The following is a 17,493-nucleotide window of genomic DNA, read 5'->3' on the forward strand; positions in this document are numbered from 1 at the left end:
GTAATTGGGCTATGCGGTCCCGTTCGTCTTTGGTAAGTTGCGCGGACATGGCTGGAACTCCGTTCCCAGTGGCGTGGATGTCAGATACCCGCACCGCTAGTAACGTCCAGCCATGTTTTTTACAACCCCAATTCCCCCTGCAGGAAATTATTTTATTGACATAAATTGCGTTTCAGATTAGGGTCCGCCTGAACATGATTTGGCATAATGACATAATCACCTAAATGATATCGATCCCCATCAAAATGGCTCAAGGTCGTCGCCACAATACGTGCCAAAATCCGGATCTTTTAATTGACAATCGCCGTATCCGCGATCGAGATAATCCATAAATTCCTTGGTAAAGAGTTTATTGTATTCATGGCGTAAATCGGGTTCATGGTGAAGCTCTTCCTTCCAATTTTTGGACTTGGGATCGATGTTATGGTGACGCAGCCATTGTTCACGACGAGCATGCCATGCCCGATTTAATGTCTGAGGAACTGAATCCGCAGTACGAAATGTAATAAAATAAGTAACACCTGGCTGATACCAATGAGGTAAATTACCCTGACTAACATAGAAATCCTCGTTTCGATCAAATAATTCGAACATGGATGAATCAATTTGATTAATTTTCCAAAGTTGCATGATTCCCGTGCCAAAGCTTAAGTAGAATTCTAACTGCAAAGTGTGTGATTTACACCTAATGGGAAAAAAATTGCTTATCGACATCGGGACGATGTCGGCGACGTAGCAGGCACGGTCCCCGTGCCGTTCGGCAAATAACGTTTTATGGCTGTGGGCCGAGTCTCGCAAATACATACGGCCAGGCTTATTGCTTATCGACATCGGGACGATGTCGGCGACGTTGAGCACGGTCCCCGTGCCGTTCGGCCATAATGACGCTGTAACGCTCTAACGTTTCGCCATGAAAATACCCTGCAAAAATTGCTTTTCGACATCGGGACGATGTCGGCGACGTAGCAGGCACGGTCCCCGTGCCGTTCGGCCATAATGATGTTTTAATTCAGTTTTATGGCTGTGGGCCGAATCTCGCAAATACATAAGGCCAGGCTCATTGCTTATCGACATCGGGACGATGTCGGCGACGTAAAAAAAGCCTTCTGGAATTGCTTCCAGAAGGCTTTTGTTGTTAATAAAACGTGCCAGCAAACCAAGTAGCTCCCTTAAGTATCAAGAGAGCAAAACCTAGCACTACTGGGAAAGTTCGACCGCTTCACCACCACGGCGGGTGGTCAGGGCATAATACACGCGGGTGGAAACGCTGCTGCTGACCAGTTCGGTCACAGAGCTATCCACAAACGCGTGGATCACCACGTCACCGGTGTGATCGCTACTCGGTCCCCACCAACGGTTGGGAGCGGCGGCACCGGTCGCAAAGTTGTAATACAAAGGCATGGGCTGGGAACCGTTGGGGCCATAGTTCATGGCTGTTTGGTCATTAGCAGCCGGAGTGATCGGCTTGTAGACCAAACCGGTGGTCCCAGTCGTAAACGCGGGAGCCGCATTCGCGACGCTGTTATCGCCGCTGGTGCCAGCGGTGAAGGCAACCGGGAACGCACAGGCCCACACGCATTGCGGGTTGGTCCAGTTGTTACAATTCACCGGAGCGGCGGTGCCAAACGTGACCCCTTCCTTGCTTTCGGTGCAGAGGATCGTCTTGGACGTGCCGTCCGAAACCCCCGCCATAGAAATCCCGCGCGACTGACGACCAGGGACAATCACGCCGTCAGCCACATTGTTTTGATCCTTGCAGAACCGCTGATGGGCGGTCGCGGGAAGGGCAATGTAGTTGGTGACCGAGTAAACCGCGGCGGTCCCGCCAGTGCCGAAGTTACCAGTGTTTTGGGAATCGCCGGAATAGCTGGGGCAGATCACCGCTTGCAAGGGCAATTGCTCAATTGGTACATCTGCATTACCACCCGCGGGGTTCTTGATCTTTAACACCGAGCGTTTGGCGGTGAACTTGTTAGAAGTAGTCGACAATTGCTTGTAAGTGGCGTCTTCTTCGATATAGGGCATCATCCGAATAATCCAGCTATACTGTTCGACCACTTTGGTGTTGGCCGGATTCAGGATGTTCTGCGGATTGTTCACATCATTGGGATCAAGTGCGGCATTGCCGGTCAAACCCACTTGGGGAAACCCGCAGAAGTACAGCGGGGGCAACGACTTTTGAGCGTCGTTGTAGTTGTGCGCGGCGATGGCCAACTGGCGAATCGCATTGCGGCACGAGTTGCGCAGCGCGGCCTGCCGCGCCATCTGAATGGCTGGCAGCAACAACGCCACCAGGATGCCGATGATCGCAATGACCACCAGCAGTTCGACGAGGGTAAAACCCCGTGTCCGAAGGGAACGTGACATAACAACCTCCTGAAACAAAGAAAGAAAAAAATGATGAGACAGACGGCAAACGCCGTTGAATCCAAAATTGCAGACCCGCCGCGCTCATGCCAGGATGTTGTGCTAAGAATCCACAAAATGGTCGAAGCATCACATGCCGGGAGGCCGCGCGTCCGGCCTGTTCTCACTCGCGCGCTTTCCGGATGAAAAGGGCAAACTAACTCCCACCAGTTCTATTGTATCGGTCAATCAGGCCAGAGTGGTAAGTTCCCCACTAAATTCGCTAACATTGCCTGATTTCACACCAATAGCCGGATTGCTGTCAATCCGCGGGAAGCCAAAGTTGCTTATCCGGGAAGCACCTCTCTCGAAAATGAGATTTTTGTGTCCCTAGAGAAAACAATTTATACCCGACGCGCAACCCTGTCAAACTTTCGGTAACAATTCTAACAAAAGAAATAAAAATTGCGGGTTCCTGCAATTGCCAGTTTACGGGTGCATGTTTTCGCTTGTGATTTATTTCACAATAGCCGCGCCGTAATGAGGGCAGGGAGCGGAGGGGCGGGCGAGCGGTGGTGCAGGGGAGCGGAGGGGCGGGGGAGCGGTGGTGCAGGGGAGCGGAGGAGCAGGGGAGCGGTGGTGCAGGGGAGCGGAGGAGCTCCTCCATTACTCCACTACTCTAAACTCCACTCCTCCACACTCCAATTTTACAGTTCCCTCACCCCGGCCCTCTCCCGATAAGACGGTTTCAAAAATGGGAAGCAAATGTCGGGAGAGGGAGAAAAACAGGGGGCGAGGGGGATTCGGCAACGGAGTTGCCTCCTACGGTTCTCACGATCTATTTTTTACAGTCCCCTCACCCCGGCCCTCTCCCGATAAGACGGTTTCAAAAATGGGAAGCAATTGTCGGGAGAGGGAGAAAAACAGGGGGCGGGGGGGATTCGGCAACGGAGTTGCCTCCTACATTTCACACTCCAGCACGCCACCACCCACCAGTCGCTTTGCTCCCTTCACCGGACCCGGCAATACCGCGTAATAATGGTCCAAATAGCTCAGTTGGCTATGGGCGGCGTCATGCAGGGTGTCCAGCCAGGGTTGCGGCACGCTGGCCAGGTCGGCATCCGGCAGCGTGATTTGCAGGGTCGTGTGCGGATTGGCCAATAGTAACTGGCGAATAGCAGCCGAGGCCGATGGCAGTAACTCGCCCAGATTTCCCCCCGTTAGTCGGACATTCACCGCCTGGGCGAGCCGGTCCACGTGGTTATGTAGTTTGCCCGCCGCTAAATCAGCCGGGTTAAGGGATAAAATCCCCTCATGAGGCATGTTTTCCCCCGCAAATGGCCTTTCGGAACCATTTTGTCCGATGCCGCAGACAATTTCACCGATCAAACCCAGGTCTTCGGGGCGGGTGGCGGGAATGGGGGCCTCGGCGGACCAGTCTAATGCCGCGCGGGTGGGGGCAGGCTCGGCCAGGGGGTCAAACTCGGCGTCAAACAGGTCCTGCGCCTCGTCCATCAGGTCCACCATGGTGGCCAAATCCAGCGTGGGCGTTTCGAGCACGTAATATGGCGGACGGGCCTGGTGACGCAGGCCTAACTGCGATGCTTCGTGCCGAAAGGCGGTTCCGGGCAAGATGGCTAGGTTAAAGACCTGCACGCTGGTATACAGGCCGCTGTCATGGATGTAATCGAGGCTGCGGCGGATGGAGTCGACTGTGTCCCCCGGCAGGCCAATGATCAGGTCTACTTTGACCCGAATGCCATTATCCAGCATCGCCCGCGCCGCCCGCTGGTAGGAATGCAGGTTGTTGTTGCGGTCCATGAGCTGCATGGCCATGGGGTCAATCGATTGCAGGCCAATTTCAACCTCGGTAAAGTTGGCCTGGCGCAGGAGCTTAGCCGTGGGGGGCATGATCCCCTCGGCCCGGATTTCGCCAAAATAGCTGAATTGGCCAGCGGGGTTGGCTTCGGCCAGCAGACGCACAAAGTCATCAAACCGCGCCCGCTGATTGAGCGTCGGGTCTAAAATGACTACTTCCGTTGCGCCGCGCTCGCGGGCGTGGCGCAAATTCGCTAGGATTTTCTCTTGCGAAACAAAGTATAGGTCGTCGTAGCTTTTGGGATAAAAGCAGAATTTGCAGTTATAAATGCAGCCGCGGATCGTTTCTAACAGCAACATCCGTTCATCCGCAACGTCCAAGATGCCTGTTAAATACGGCGAACTAATGGGATCTAATTTTGGCAGCGGCCGCCGGGGGAGGGGGAGCTTTCCCGGGGAACGCCGCCAGTTGGGCTGGTGGGGGTCAAGGTCGGCGAACTTGCGGCTGTCGACGGGAGCGGCGACGTACAGACCGGGAATATCTAACCAGGCGTCATTAATCGGTGTAGTTGTATTGGCGGGGTTGCCGTTTTTTGCCGGCGAAGTGGCCGATTGCCGCGCGTTCCGCGTCAGCAATTCCACAAAGGTCTGCTCCCCCTCGCCAATCGCCGCCAGATCGACCGCGGGATCGGTGAGGACCCAGTCGTTATCGAGAGTGATTTCCGGCCCGCCCAGCATAATCAGCAACTCGGGGCGGGCGATTTTTAGCAGGCGGGCGATGTGGAGCGTGCGTTGGATATTCCACAGATAGCAGCTAAACCCGACCAGCCAGGGGTCCCGTGCCAATATTTGCCGAACCAGGGCCTGTTCGCCCGCCAGATTGGCCAGACGGGGGTCAAGGATCTCAATTTCGTAATCGCGGTCTAAATCATGCGCCAGGGCATGCATCTTTAGGTAGGCCGCGGCCAGCGGGACGTTGCCGCGGATCGGCTCGATACCAAAGGGGGGAATCGGCAATTGGGCCAACAGCACGCGGCGCATAAAAAGTTGGCCCAAAAAAGACTAATTGGCAAATAATTCCGCCACCGGGCAGGAAAAACCCGGGAGCAAGTCCGGGGCCGTGAGTGTGTCGTTGACACGTAGCGTGCGAGCGAAGCTGTCCGGCGTGTGGATGACAATTACTTGAGTGGAGGGGTAAACCACCCAAACTTGATGTGTGCCAGCGTTTAAATAATCCGCCACTTTCTCGTGAATTTCGGCGGCGCTATCCCCGAGAGAGACGACCTCAATCGCCAGATCGGGGGGGATTTCCCAATACCGCACAGGGACACCTGTGGCTGGGACACGTGCCGCGCGGACGTAGTACACATCCGGCCCACGCACGGTGTCTGGTCCGGATGAAAGGTGAAAGCCAGCGTCCGCGCACACCTCTCCCTGCCGACTGGATTCGGCCCAAAACCCCAGTCGCATAATCAGTTTGGCGACTATTCTTGAATGTCTTCCTCCAGGTGGCATGGATTCAATGACCTCTCCGCGTACTAGCTCGCGGCGCATGGTGCGGCTAGCGGGCAATTGCCAGAATTCGGCGGCGGTCAAAAGTGCGGTGGCAGAGGCCATGAATTTTTCCACAAGATTGCAGTGACAATTTTTTCTATTATACCATATCGTCTTAGCCTCCGCGTGATTCCTCCACAAAGGCCAGACGCAGTTGATACAGCCAATTGCGCAATATATTGGATTCCTCGGGCGTGCGGTTGCCGCTGGTTTTTTCCTCGAGGATTTCCAGCGTGTCAATGTAGTGCCGGGCCGCGGGAAGGTCGCGCGTCGCTTGCCCGGTCAGCGGATGCGGAATATCCCCCAGGGCCATGAGCGCCTGCGTGGCTAGCGTATTAATGAGAAACGCCAACGACGCGGGGGGAAACTGCCGCGTGGCGTCCGCCGCCGTGGGGGGAGGAGCCTTTCCCGCGGGGGAAGTCGATGATTGCGGCTCGGTGGTTTGTGGCAATGCGGCAGATTCAGGGGGAGAGGAATCCGCCGGAGCCACCACCGGAGAAGGGGCGTCACCGGTAGGCGTTTCCCCCGACAAAGGGACCGCGCCCCCATGGTCAGGGACATCTGTCCCGCCAGCAACACCGCGTATACGGGCTTTTTCGGCCTGGACTTGGGATTTCCAATCTTCGTCAACGAGAATTTTAGAGGGAGGGGGTTCCTGGGACATGGTTACATTAAATTGCGGGGGATGGAGCCATGAAGGGGATGATCGCTCTACAATGCGCCCTTGCCAGGGGGCCGCTGAATTTTCAGAAAGGGGGGCCCATGATGCAACCTCTTTCGCAGCTTACATTTTACCAGGATTTTGAGACGAAAAAATCCCGTTTGATTACCAGAGGAATCAATTCACGGGTCTCTTCATTTTTCAAGAATGGGACCGCATTTTGCCAGCCAGGCCGCGAACCGCGGAGATAAGAGCGGCAATAGCCCCCGCCAGGTCCGGGCGGTGGCCCCTTGCTGACCCCGCGCGATCTGTCGGGCGGCGGCTCCTAACCGGGATGCATATCCGGGATCTGCCAGGCAGCGGCGCACAAAATCCGCCAGTTCCCGTTCATCCGACACCCTCACCGCCGCCGCTTGACCCACCAGCAGATCCACCACATCGCGAAAATTCCAGGTATGGGGGCCAAAGCAGGTTGCCACGCCCAAGGCCGCCGGTTCGATCATATTTTGTCCCCCGCGCCGATTGAACGAGCCGCCGACAAACCCGATGCGGGCCAAACTCCACCACTGGCTTAATTCGCCAATGGTGTCCACCAAAATCACCCGGGGAGGCGTGGCCGCTGATGGATCCGGGTGCTGATCCAATTGACTGCGACGAAGCCATGGATAGCCGCTGTCGTCCAGCAACCGGGCGACCGTGTCGAAACGTTCGGGATGGCGGGGAACCAAAACCAGCTTTAACCGGGGAAAATCGGGCCATAAATGGCGACAAACCCCCAAGACGAGGGCTTCCTCCGGCTCCCCCGTGCTCCCCGCTAAAAAAACCGTGTCGTCCGGGGTGATTCCCGCCCAGACGGCCAGTTGATCGATCATGGCGGATTCAGGCGGGGCGCTGGCCCCGTCAAACTTTAGCGAGCCGGTGACCTGAATCGCGGCTTCCGGCACTCCCAAATCAGCGAATCGCCGACCATATTCGGCGGTCTGCGCCCCCAGATACCCAATTTTGGCCAAGCGGGGCCGCAACATAGGCCGGAACCAGCGGTAGCCGCGCCAGCTTTTTTCACCCAGGCGACCATTAATCAGGGCCAGGGGAATGCCGCGACGCGCGGTGAGGGCCAGCAAATTGGGCCAGAGTTCCAGTTCCACCAGGACCAGCAGATCGGGCTGAATGCGATCGAGCGCCTGATTTACCCCCCAGGAAAAATCGAGCGGCGCATAACTGACCGTGGCGAAGGGGTACTTGCGGCGGGCCAATTCATAACCAGCCACCGTCCCGGTGGTCAGGTAAAAGCGCGGGGGAACCGGCCAGGCAAGGGCATGCTCGAACAGCGGTAAGAGCAGATTGACCTCTCCCACGCTGACGGCATGCAGCCAAATCCGGGGTATCCGCGCGACATCGCCCGTGTCGCTAATTGCGGGGGAGTCGGGGGGCGGGGGTTGCCACGGAGCGACCTCGCCCCACAGCTTAGCCGACCAGCCGGCCCGCCGCTTTCCCCGAATCCAGGACTGCCAGAGCAGATAAGGAGCGGCGGCTAGCCCTCCCATCAAATACAGCAGATTAAAAATCCAGGGAGACAAAGTGGATGTTAATTAAGAATTAAAAATTAAGAATTAAGAGTGAGAAGGCGGAGAGTTGATATCTTAGGTCCTCAATGATCCTCCACTCTTCCATTGCTCCACTCCCCCCCATCACGCCGTTTGTTTGGCTCCCCCTTTGCCGTGGCAATGTTTATATTTTTTGCCGCTGCCGCAGGGGCAAGGGTCGTTGCGGCCCACCTTGGGGCTGGTGTTGCGGATCGGTTCGACCTTGGCATCGATATCACCCGGGTCACCGTTGGCATTGTTGGTGGCGGCATCCAGGACGGTCGGGGCTTCTTCCTTGATGGCGGTTCCAGCGTCGTGATAGGACAGCGCGGCCTCGCTTTCGTCCATGACTTCCAGTTTGAACATGGTATCGGTGATCCGCTCGCCAACATTGCGCCACATCTGCTCAAATAGCTTTTGCCCCTCCCTTTTGTATTCGACCTTGGGATCGACTTGGGCATAACCGCGCAGGTTGACGCTGCTGCGCAAATGATCCATGGCCAACAGGTGGTTTTTCCACGCGTCGTCCAACATCTGCAGCACCAACCGGCGTTCGGTATAACGAATCTCCGGTCGATAACGCATTTCCACGCCCATGAGTACCTGGCGTTCCATGATTTCGCGATCCATGTGTGCCAGTTCCTCGGCGGTGGGAAGGCCGACGGTTTCTTGCTGCAAAAAGTCGTAAAACTGGGAAAATTCGGTCGAGACCGAACCATCGGGATTGAGAGCCGGGCGGGCGGGGAGTTGTTGCAGGCGCTCTTTGACGACCTGGACGGCATTATCGGCATGGCGTTGCCAAGCATGGCTAAACTGCCACAGGCGTTTACGAATTTCGTCAAAGGGGAGGGTGCGAAACTCTTCATCGCTAACGGTGGCGTTAAAGCGGCGGCGAGAGAGTTCCGCCAGGAGTTCGCGTTGGACGTGCAATTGGCCGCTGGGGTCCACGGCGGAGCCTTGTCCCAGCAACTCGCGCACGGGCAGGTCCACTTCGCGCGTGGCGTATAGTTCCTCCGCCAGTTCGCGCAGGCGTTCGGCGAATTCCCGGGCGTCCAGGCCACGAACCTCCTCCAGCGGAACCTGAATACCAAATTTGGAAGCGGCCCAGGCGCAGGCCGTCCGGGCGCCATAGTCTTCTTGCAGGTATTTGTCGCCATCCGTCAGATCGATATTTTGGATGGCCTGGCCGACTTCGGCGACCAAACGATCATAAATATCATCGCGATCGATTTGCTTTAATTCGCGTTCCTGCAAATTTGTCCCCCAGCGGCTGTTGCAAAACTTGCACAGGGCCTGCCAATTCCAATCCTCGGGGTCGGCTCCCTCGGGAAGATTTTCCTCGACGGCGTCCTGGATCAGACGCTGTCCCAGGCGGTCGGCTTCGTCCCGGGCAAAATTGACGGCGGTCTCGAGATCAGCGCCGACAAAGTCCTTACCCTGCAGCTCCACCGCTAACAGGCCCCCCGCCCATTTGGCAAAGGAATCCGGCCCATAGCGCTTATTGAGGTAAGTTTCCAAATGCTCGTGGATTTGTTTGGACAACATTTCCAGGACCAAATGGCGGCAGTTTTCTCCGGAGAGGATGCGCTGGCGGTAACCATAGACGGCCTTGCGCTGCTGGTCCATCAGTTCATCGTATTCCAGCAGGTTTTTACGGATGTCAAAGTTGCGTTCCTCGACTTTTTTCTGCGCGCCCTCGATGCGGCGGGTGACCATGCGGCTTTCGATGGCCTCGTCCGGCTGCATGCCCATCCGTTGGAGCCAGCCTTTGACCCATTCGCCGCCGAATTTGCGCATGAGGTCGTCTTCGAGGGAGAGATAAAAGCGGCTGGTGCCGGGATCTCCCTGGCGACCGCAGCGGCCTCGCAACTGTAGGTCGATGCGGCGGGATTCATGCCGTTCGGTGCCGACAATATGCAGCCCCCCCATTTCCTTGACCCGTTTACCCTCGGGCTTCATTTGTTCGGCTTCTTCGATTTGGCGCACCAGGTCGTCCCATTCGTCCCGCGGCACATCGAGGCGGGTGGGGTATTTGCTTTGCAATTTGGCCCAGGCCATGGTTTCGGGATTTCCACCCAAGATGATATCCGTTCCGCGGCCCGCCATATTCGTGGCGATGGTGACGGCGTTCAACCGTCCCGCCTGCGAGACAATTTCCGCCTCGCGCTGGTGATGCTTGGCATTGAGGACCTGGTGTTTGATGCCCCGTTTTTCCAGCATCCGGGAGAGCTTTTCGCTATTTTCAATCGAGACGGTGCCGACCAGAACCGGGCGGCCCCGCGGAAAGACGCGTTTGACCTTGGATCGGGGAATGGATTCTTCCCGCCGATCGGCACGGTTGCGGAATTGAATAGCGTCGTCGGCCTCCTTCAAGATTTCCCCTTGCATTTCGGACTTGTCGGTCAGTTCCAGGGTGTCCCATTTGTGAATGCGCTCGATTTCCTCGGCCACGGCGTTGTATTTTTCTTGTTCGCTCAGATAGACCACGTCGGGATAATTAATCCGCTGCATCGTCCGATTGGACGGAATGGCGATCACATCCAGTTTGTAGATTTTCCAAAATTCGTTGGCCTCGGTCATGGCCGTGCCGGTCATCCCGCAGATTTTCTTGTACAGTTTAAAATAGTTTTGCAGCGTGATGGTGGCTAGCGTCTGCGATTCCTTCTTGATGGGGACGTTTTCCTTGGCCTCGATCGCCTGGTGCAGCCCGTCGCTCCACTGCCGCCCCGGCATGAGGCGGCCGGTAAATTCATCCACAATCACCACTTCCAATTGCTTGCTTTCGGGGTTGGGCTGGACGACATAATTCACATCCCGCTTATACAAGTGATGCGCCTTGAGCGAATTATCAATCAGATGCGGCCATTCCATGTTGCCGGCGGTGTAAAAGCTTTCCACCCCGGCCAGTTTTTCGGCAAAGCGGACCCCCTCGTCATTGAGGATGACGTTATGCTCTTTTTCCTTGACCTCAAAATGGGTGTCGCGAATCAACTGCCGGGCAATTTTTTCGGCGCGGGAATATTTCGTGACGTCGTCGTGGGCCTCGCCCGAAATAATCAGCGGAGTCCGCGCCTCGTCAATCAAAATATTGTCCACCTCGTCAATGATCGCGTAGTGCAGCGGACCCTGCGATTGCTGCGCCTCCGGTCGAAAGCGCTTATCCCCGCGCATCGCGGGCTTCATATTGTCCCGCAAATAATCAAACCCAAATTCGTTATTCGTGCCATAGGTGATGTCGCAGGCGTATGATTTTTGCCGTTCCAGGCCGTTCATCCCGCTTTGAATGGCCCCCACCGTCAAGCCCAGGCCGATGTACAGCGGTCCCATCCATTCCATGTCGCGGCGGGCCAGGTAGTCATTAACCGTGACCACATGGACCCCCCGTCCCTCCAGCGCGTTCAAGTACGCGGGCAGCGTGGCGACCAGGGTTTTCCCCTCGCCGGTGATCATTTCGGCGATCGCTCCTGCGTGCAGGACCATCCCCCCCACAAGTTGCACGTCATAATGCCGCATTCCCAACCAGCGTCGGCCCCCTTCGCGGCAGACGGCAAACGCCTCCACCAAGATGTCATCCAGCGTCTGGCCGGCCGCCAACCGCCGCCGAAATTCAAATGTCTGCGAGCGCAATTCGGCGTCGCTTTGCGCCTGATATTTTGGCTCGAGCGCGTTGATGGCTTCGATTTTGGGTTGGATGCGTTTGAGATAACGGGCGTTGGACGAGCCAAAGATGGCCGTGATCGACCGTTCCACACCCGTTGCCACGCCATTTAAAAAGCCTGTGGTGTTTTCCCACAGTTTTTCGAAAAAATCCATGACCGCTAGCCACCTTACAAAAATACCGCCCACGCGACCATTCGCGCTTTGGGGCAAAGAAATTTGAATAACAGGAAAAAAACCAGTAAACGCCAGACTTGCCTTCACGCAAGTCAATTGCGCCCGGCCCATCAAAAATTGCGCAGCGAGAACTGGTAAACACGCTCGCAAATCCCCGGTCCCCATCACCTGCCGGTGAAGATCGCCGACGTTGCCGCTACGGGAGGCCTGGAAATTGACGCAATATTCTATTGCATATCAATTTATAGCGAGCGATAAAGAGGGTCAATGCACGCTCGGGCAACTCGCGCTGTTGCAAAGCGGCCACCACGGGCCGCCAAACCCCGAATGGAGCCCGGGCGGACAACTAAATTAAAAATATTTTTTAGCGCGGGAAAAAGGGAAGACTTGGCAAATATCAGCGAAAATTTAGGTAATCCCGGGCAGTTATACCGATTTAGCCGACAGCAAGTGGAAAAATTGCCAGCTTCCCGCCTTCTGGACCGATCGTGAACTTGCTTCGTAATTTCTGGCTACGTAAAATAGGGGCAACTTTCGACGCGGGATTTTTCTAACCGCTGTTGAGGGCCAGTTGCGTCGCCCGGTCCGTTACGAGGCCTAATGGGAGGTCCCCCCCATTTCGGCTCGTGGATTGCGGCCACGCACTGCTATGTCGGCCAGGAACGGCCCAGAGGTCACGCTCCAGGGGTTGCCAGATTTCATTCAAGTAGGTGCCGCGCGGAACAGCTTCTTTCGCACAAAAGTCCCAACGTATAAGACGGGATGGGCGAGTGATACAGCCGCGACTTGATTGAACAACCAGCCGCATTTGCAAGGGTACTTGAAGTGGCATTATCCGAAACCGATCGCCAACTATTAACACGCTGTCTGACAAAGCAGCCCAAAGCCTGGGAAGACTTTGTGGATCGGTATTTGGGATTGATCGTGCATGTGATCAATCATGCGGCGCAGTCCCGATCCGTGCGCATTAGCCCCCCCGATCGAGAAGACCTGGCCGCCGATGTGCTGGTCCAACTCGTCCGCGACGACTTTCTGGTCTTGCGCAACTTTCGGGGCGAATCCTCCTTGGCCGCCTACCTGACCGTGATCGCCCGCCGCGTGGTGGTGGCCAAGCTACTTAAACGCGTAGCCGAACCGACGCTGGGTCACGCCGCGGAGCAGCACGCGGGGAACGGCCACGCCAGCGAGGATTGGCTGCAAAACCGGGATGAGGTCGAGCGTCTGCTTTCCGAACTAGAGCAATCCGAAGCCCAACTGGTAAAGCTGTACCATCTCGAGGGAAAAACCTATGCCGAGATCAGCAGCGCCACCGGCATGGCAGAAAACTCCATCGGCCCCTCTCTGAGCCGGGCGCGCGAAAAGCTGCGCCGCGCCGCGGTCAAGCATTGATGGCCATCCCCCCTATTGCGGGGGGGAGCCGTGAATAACACCGCGCTGATTATTTCCCTTCGTTGCGCAGGGCGTCAAAATACTCTTGCACCTGCTCGCGTTGATGCTTGGGCAGGCGCTGCCGATTGACCGCCTCGGCGGAATCCTTCTTGGCGGCGGCTACTTCCAGTTTGATCTGTTCGTTGATATTTCCTTTTTCGTTAGGCCCCCCCGCCTCGCCTGTTATGACCACCGGCCCTTTCTCGACCTGGGAATTGGCCTGTGTGTCGCGAAACTTGGGATTTTTCAGCGGATCGACTTTTTGACCGGCCCCCCCCGCGCCTTGCCCCGCCTTAAGTCCTCCCTGGCCAGCTCCCGCCACCTGGTTCCCTTGTTGTTGTTGACCTTGGCCTGCCCCCAGGCCCTGGCCCGGTTGTTGTCCATTACCAGGTTGATTGCCGCCAGCCATTTGTTGGGGGTTTCCCCCCTCGCCCGGCTGATTGCCAAATCCCAGTTGCTTGCCAGGGCCGGGTTGCTTGCCATCGCCAGGTTGGTTGCCACCGGCCATTTGACCCCCTTGCTTTCCCTGGCCCTGTTGGCCATTCTGTCCATTCCCGTTGCAATTTCCCTTACATTCGCCCAACTGCGCCAAAGCCCGATCCAGCATCTGCATTTCGCGGTCGTTTTTGGCCATTTGTTGCATCTGGTTTTGCATATTTTGCATGGCCTGTTGCGCTTGCTGCTGGTTGCCATTTTTTAAACCCTGGGCTGCTTGCTCCAACTGCTTGGCCAAATTTTGCAGTTTTTGTTGCTGGGGATCATGGCGGTTGGCCTGATCCAACTGATTTTTTAGTTGTTCTAGCTGCTGGGCCAGTTTGTTCGCCTGATCCGGCTGATTGTTCTTTTGCGCGGCGGCTTGGTCTTTTTGCAGTTGGGCGATTTGGTTTTCCAGGTCTTTTTTTGCCTGATCGCGGGCTTGTTGTTGTTTGTTGAGCTGTTCCGCCAGCTTATTCAGTTGCTGTTCCAACTTTTGCTGATTTGCGGGGTCTAGATTGTCTTTTTTGAGTTGTTCGGCCAGCTTGTCAAATTGCTCGGCCGCTTGTTCAAAGTCGTTATTCTTGAGCGCTTGGGCCATATTATCAGCCGGGCCGTCGCCGGGCTGCTTTAGCGCGTTGAGCTGTTGTTTTAGCTTGTCATCACCCCCCACCTGGTCGCGGCGTTTTTCCAATTGCTTGGCCAAGTCGTTAAGCTTGCCCACCGCTTGGTCACTGGTCAATTGTTTATTCTTGGCCTGTTTTTGGATTTCATTCGCTTGCTTGAGCAATTGATCCATGAGCGCGGCGGTTTCCTTAAGTCCCTCCGCCACGGCTTCTTTATGTTGTTCCTCAAATTGTTTTTTTAGCGGTTCGGTCGCCTCGGCAATTTGCTTGGCCACTTCCGCGGGATCCGGAGTGTTGGCGGGAAGTTGAGGAGTCTGGGGATCGGAAAGAAACAATAGACCCAGGGCCAAAGCCGCCGGAGCCAAAGGCCACCAGTTGGACCGTGACCATCGCAGCGGAAATTTTTCGGCGATTTCCAGCCGCTCGACCCGCTTTAAGGCATCGCTAACCAGCGCCTGGCCCGCCGGGGTTTCGCGCTCCTCCGGCGGTAACGTCAATGAACTGGAAACACGCTCTTTAAGATCAAATCGATGGTCGATCTCCCAAGCCGCCTCCCATGACCGGGGACGAATGAAATAGGCCCACAGCCCGGCCGTTATCAAACTGAAAATTGCGCCTCCCCCCAGCCAGGACCAACTCCAAAGCTGGCTCTCCACGGGAAAATCAACAAATTTTCGCACGCCAATGGCGACCGCCGCAATCAGCAAGAAAACGCCCAGGGTCATGACCCAACAAGCCAAAAACTGCTGCCAAAACAACCGGCGGGCGGCGATGTTTACCTGGCGGACAAGCGGTTCCATGACTGGCCTGTATGGATATAGGGGCGAGTGGGCATGATGATACGATAAACACCGGCATTTTCAGTAAACTGAGTTATTTTACCCCATTGACCGGCGGGGTACAAATCCATGTTATCGCAAATGTAGTCCGCTCACTCCGTAAGCGGATTCAACCACGTCGTTAGGCCGGAGCGGTACCATAGTCTGGGCCATCTACCAGCAAAATTCCTAAATTCCTCTCTCGGGAATGAGCGCAGCACGCTCTGCAAACCATTACCCCATCATACTTTACAATAAATTACGAGCTAAAATTAATTGGCAGAGGCGGGTTACGGTTAAGATCATTGAAGCTAGTAACGTATAATTGGCACAATCACATTAATTGAATAATTGAAATACGATGGCAAATGCCAGGACCACAACCGAAAACCTCACTCAACTGTTCAGAACTTCTGGGCCGAGTGTGCGTGGATTGCCCACTCCCGCTGATCTGCCGACGGCGGATGTGGTCATTTATGACGGGGAATGTCGGTTTTGCCAGGCCCAGGTCGCGCGGATTCACGCCTGGGACGGGCGAGGGCGGCTGGCGTTTGTGTCGTTGCATGATCCTCTGGTGGCCCAGCGCTGGCCGCAGCTAACGCATCAGCAACTCATGGCCGAGATGCACCTGGTGACCGCCGCGGGTCAAATTTATCGCGGGGCGCAGTCGTTGCGATACCTTACTCGTCGACTTCCCTGGCTGTGGTGGCTGGCCCCAGCGTTGCACATTCCGGGTACGTTACCCCTGTGGAATTGGCTCTATGGGCTAGTGGCCCGAAACCGTTACCGTTGGGGTAAGGTGGAAAGCTGCGCGGATGGCAATTGTAAGGTGCACCTGCGAAAGTAGTAACCATAAGAATTAACAATTAAAATTTTAGAATTATTTTTACAATACTTTTTGTAACTTGAGCGAATTCACTCTATTACCGCCGATGCCATCGGTGGCTTTGTGGGATGCGGCTAATCAAAATCCACTAACTATTTCGGCAACGGAGTTCCCACCCACAATAATGTATCTGCTCCGTGCCCCTTATTGATAAATGTACATCTTGTTCCGCGGGGTATGGCTATTTCGCTTCTTTTTCCTCAATATCTGTTTCTTTATTCTCTTTTTCCCCATTTTCTTTTTGCTCTGTCCCCTTTTCGCTAGCGGGAGCGCCTTTGAGCAACTCGGCGATCTTGTCCCGCAATTCTTGGCCATGGAGATCGCGGGCGGCCACCTTGCCGCTTTTGTCCAAGAGAAACGTCGCGGGAATGGCGTTGATGCCGTACTTTTCGGCCAGGGCCACGCGCATCGGTTCGCTGTCGTCGGCGTCAAAGATATTTGGCCAGGCGATGCCCTCTTGCTCTAGGTATTCCTTGAGCGCGTCCAGGTCGTTGTCCAGGCTCACGCCGACTACTTCCAACCCTTGTGGGTGAAATTCTTCATACGTGCTTTTGAGGTCGGGCATGGCCGCCCGGCAGGGTCCGCACCATGTCGCCCAAAAGTCAACGAGCACCACTTTGCCCGAGAGAGCGGCCGGGTCAAATTTATCCCCGTTGGCCAACACCCCGTCCATGTGAAGCGGCTGGCCCACGATGTCCCGTGCCTTTTGCGGCACTCCCTTGGCGATTCGCTTGCCATATTGCCGCAATTCGCGAAATTCGCTGCTGGCAAACAGTTCGCCGAAACGCTTGTAATCGGCCGTGGCCCGCTCCGCGTCGGGCTGCAGGTTGATCAGCTTGGTAATGGTCGTGGCGATGCGTAAATGCCGGGCATCCAGCGTCTCCGGGGTTTCCTCCTTTAAAAAAGTATACGCCTGGTCTAGCAGCGCGGGATACTCCTTGACCGGTTGTTGATCGGCCCGTAACAGCTTTTCCTCGAGCGAATAAAATTTTGCCATTTTGGCGACGGACGCGTCCTTGTCCGACTCCAACTCCGCGGCCAATTTGGCCAGCTTGGCCTGGGCTTCCTCGTTATCATATTGTGCCACCACATGCAGGGCCGCCAGGCGGGTTAATTGGGCGAACACGCGCAAATTTTCCGGAGGATTCTTGGCCAAAAGACGTTCGGCGCACACGCCCAGGGCGGGGCCGTATTCGTCTTGGGACTGGACGCTGCGGGGGGCGGTGGCCAGCCGGTCGGTATATTCGAACAATTCCTCGAGGGAGAGACTTTCGCGCGGGATAAAGGGATTGCGGGCGGGCTTGGCGGGCTTGAGGTCATCGGCGGCGGGATCTTCCTCGGCCGCGCGAAGCACGGCCATTCCCGGGCCTTCGGGTAAAATACAGGCGATCAGCCCCGCTGTGGCTGACAAACCGGTGATTCCCCACACAGCCCAACTCCAGCGAGATGAGAACGCCATGTTACG

Annotated in this window: 12 protein-coding genes; 2 read left to right on the top strand and 10 right to left on the bottom strand. The window is 56.1% G+C overall.

Annotated features, from left to right (window positions below):
• Nucleotides 1-240 precede the first annotated feature (240 nt).
• From SFX18_16700 to SFX18_16735, 8 genes are all read right to left on the bottom strand, one after another.
• On the bottom strand, nt 241-630 hold the full coding sequence (locus tag SFX18_16700) for a hypothetical protein (protein ID MDX1964791.1): 390 nt from the start codon (nt 628-630) through the stop codon (nt 241-243).
• A gap of 267 nt (nt 631-897) precedes the next feature.
• A complete protein-coding gene (locus tag SFX18_16705; protein MDX1964792.1) occupies nt 898-1,155 on the bottom strand; it encodes a hypothetical protein in 258 nt (85 codons plus the stop codon).
• A 42-nt stretch (nt 1,156-1,197) separates the two neighbouring features.
• Nucleotides 1,198-2,367 carry a DUF1559 domain-containing protein gene (locus tag SFX18_16710; GenBank protein MDX1964793.1) on the bottom strand — a complete coding sequence of 390 codons (1,170 nt, stop codon included), beginning with the start codon at nt 2,365-2,367 and terminating at the stop codon, nt 1,198-1,200.
• A 939-nt stretch (nt 2,368-3,306) separates the two neighbouring features.
• On the bottom strand, nt 3,307-5,205 hold the full coding sequence (locus tag SFX18_16715; GenBank protein ID MDX1964794.1) for a radical SAM protein: 1,899 nt from the start codon (nt 5,203-5,205) through the stop codon (nt 3,307-3,309).
• A 21-nt stretch (nt 5,206-5,226) separates the two neighbouring features.
• On the bottom strand, nt 5,227-5,781 hold the full coding sequence (locus tag SFX18_16720) for a Uma2 family endonuclease (protein ID MDX1964795.1): 555 nt from the start codon (nt 5,779-5,781) through the stop codon (nt 5,227-5,229).
• A gap of 52 nt (nt 5,782-5,833) precedes the next feature.
• Entirely contained in the window at nt 5,834-6,382 is a 549-nt protein-coding gene (locus SFX18_16725; GenBank protein MDX1964796.1) for a DUF1844 domain-containing protein, read from the bottom strand.
• Nucleotides 6,383-6,573: 191 nt separating this feature from the next.
• Nucleotides 6,574-7,956 carry a glycosyltransferase N-terminal domain-containing protein gene (locus tag SFX18_16730; protein ID MDX1964797.1) on the bottom strand — a complete coding sequence of 461 codons (1,383 nt, stop codon included), beginning with the start codon at nt 7,954-7,956 and terminating at the stop codon, nt 6,574-6,576.
• Between the two features lie 111 nt (nt 7,957-8,067).
• Nucleotides 8,068-11,775: an SEC-C metal-binding domain-containing protein gene (locus tag SFX18_16735; protein ID MDX1964798.1), complete on the bottom strand. Its 3,708-nt coding sequence runs from the start codon at nt 11,773-11,775 to the stop codon at nt 8,068-8,070.
• A gap of 846 nt (nt 11,776-12,621) precedes the next feature.
• Between SFX18_16735 and SFX18_16740 the strand changes: the two genes are divergently transcribed.
• Entirely contained in the window at nt 12,622-13,185 is a 564-nt protein-coding gene (locus SFX18_16740) for a sigma-70 family RNA polymerase sigma factor (GenBank protein ID MDX1964799.1), read from the top strand.
• Nucleotides 13,186-13,234: 49 nt separating this feature from the next.
• Here the strand turns inward: SFX18_16740 and SFX18_16745 are convergent, their stop codons facing one another.
• Nucleotides 13,235-15,124, bottom strand: a complete 1,890-nt coding sequence (locus SFX18_16745) for a hypothetical protein (protein ID MDX1964800.1) — start codon at nt 15,122-15,124, stop codon at nt 13,235-13,237.
• A 442-nt stretch (nt 15,125-15,566) separates the two neighbouring features.
• On the opposite strand from SFX18_16745, the gene SFX18_16750 reads away from it, so the two are divergent.
• Nucleotides 15,567-15,989, top strand: a complete 423-nt coding sequence (locus SFX18_16750; GenBank protein MDX1964801.1) for a DUF393 domain-containing protein — start codon at nt 15,567-15,569, stop codon at nt 15,987-15,989.
• Between the two features lie 220 nt (nt 15,990-16,209).
• Here SFX18_16750 and SFX18_16755 read toward each other — a convergent pair whose 3' ends face one another.
• Nucleotides 16,210-17,487, bottom strand: coding sequence for a TlpA disulfide reductase family protein (locus SFX18_16755; GenBank protein ID MDX1964802.1), 1,278 nt, complete (start codon nt 17,485-17,487; stop codon nt 16,210-16,212).
• Nucleotides 17,488-17,493 lie beyond the last annotated feature (6 nt).

Source organism: Pirellulales bacterium (assembly GCA_033762255.1).
Classification (GTDB): domain Bacteria; phylum Planctomycetota; class Planctomycetia; order Pirellulales; family JALHPA01; genus JANRLT01.

What these genes read in the sequence shown, in the direction of transcription:
- SFX18_16700 (MDX1964791.1), bottom strand. Translation starts at nt 630, where the DNA reads ATGCAACTTTGGAAAATTAATCAAATTGATTCATCCATGTTCGAATTA.
- SFX18_16710 (MDX1964793.1), bottom strand. Translation starts at nt 2,367, where the DNA reads ATGTCACGTTCCCTTCGGACACGGGGTTTTACCCTCGTCGAACTGCTG.
- SFX18_16715 (MDX1964794.1), bottom strand. Translation starts at nt 5,205, where the DNA reads ATGCGCCGCGTGCTGTTGGCCCAATTGCCGATTCCCCCCTTTGGTATC.
- SFX18_16720 (MDX1964795.1), bottom strand. Translation starts at nt 5,781, where the DNA reads ATGGCCTCTGCCACCGCACTTTTGACCGCCGCCGAATTCTGGCAATTG.
- SFX18_16725 (MDX1964796.1), bottom strand. Translation starts at nt 6,382, where the DNA reads ATGTCCCAGGAACCCCCTCCCTCTAAAATTCTCGTTGACGAAGATTGG.
- SFX18_16735 (MDX1964798.1), bottom strand. Translation starts at nt 11,775, where the DNA reads ATGGATTTTTTCGAAAAACTGTGGGAAAACACCACAGGCTTTTTAAAT.
- SFX18_16745 (MDX1964800.1), bottom strand. Translation starts at nt 15,124, where the DNA reads ATGGAACCGCTTGTCCGCCAGGTAAACATCGCCGCCCGCCGGTTGTTT.
- SFX18_16755 (MDX1964802.1), bottom strand. Translation starts at nt 17,487, where the DNA reads ATGGCGTTCTCATCTCGCTGGAGTTGGGCTGTGTGGGGAATCACCGGT.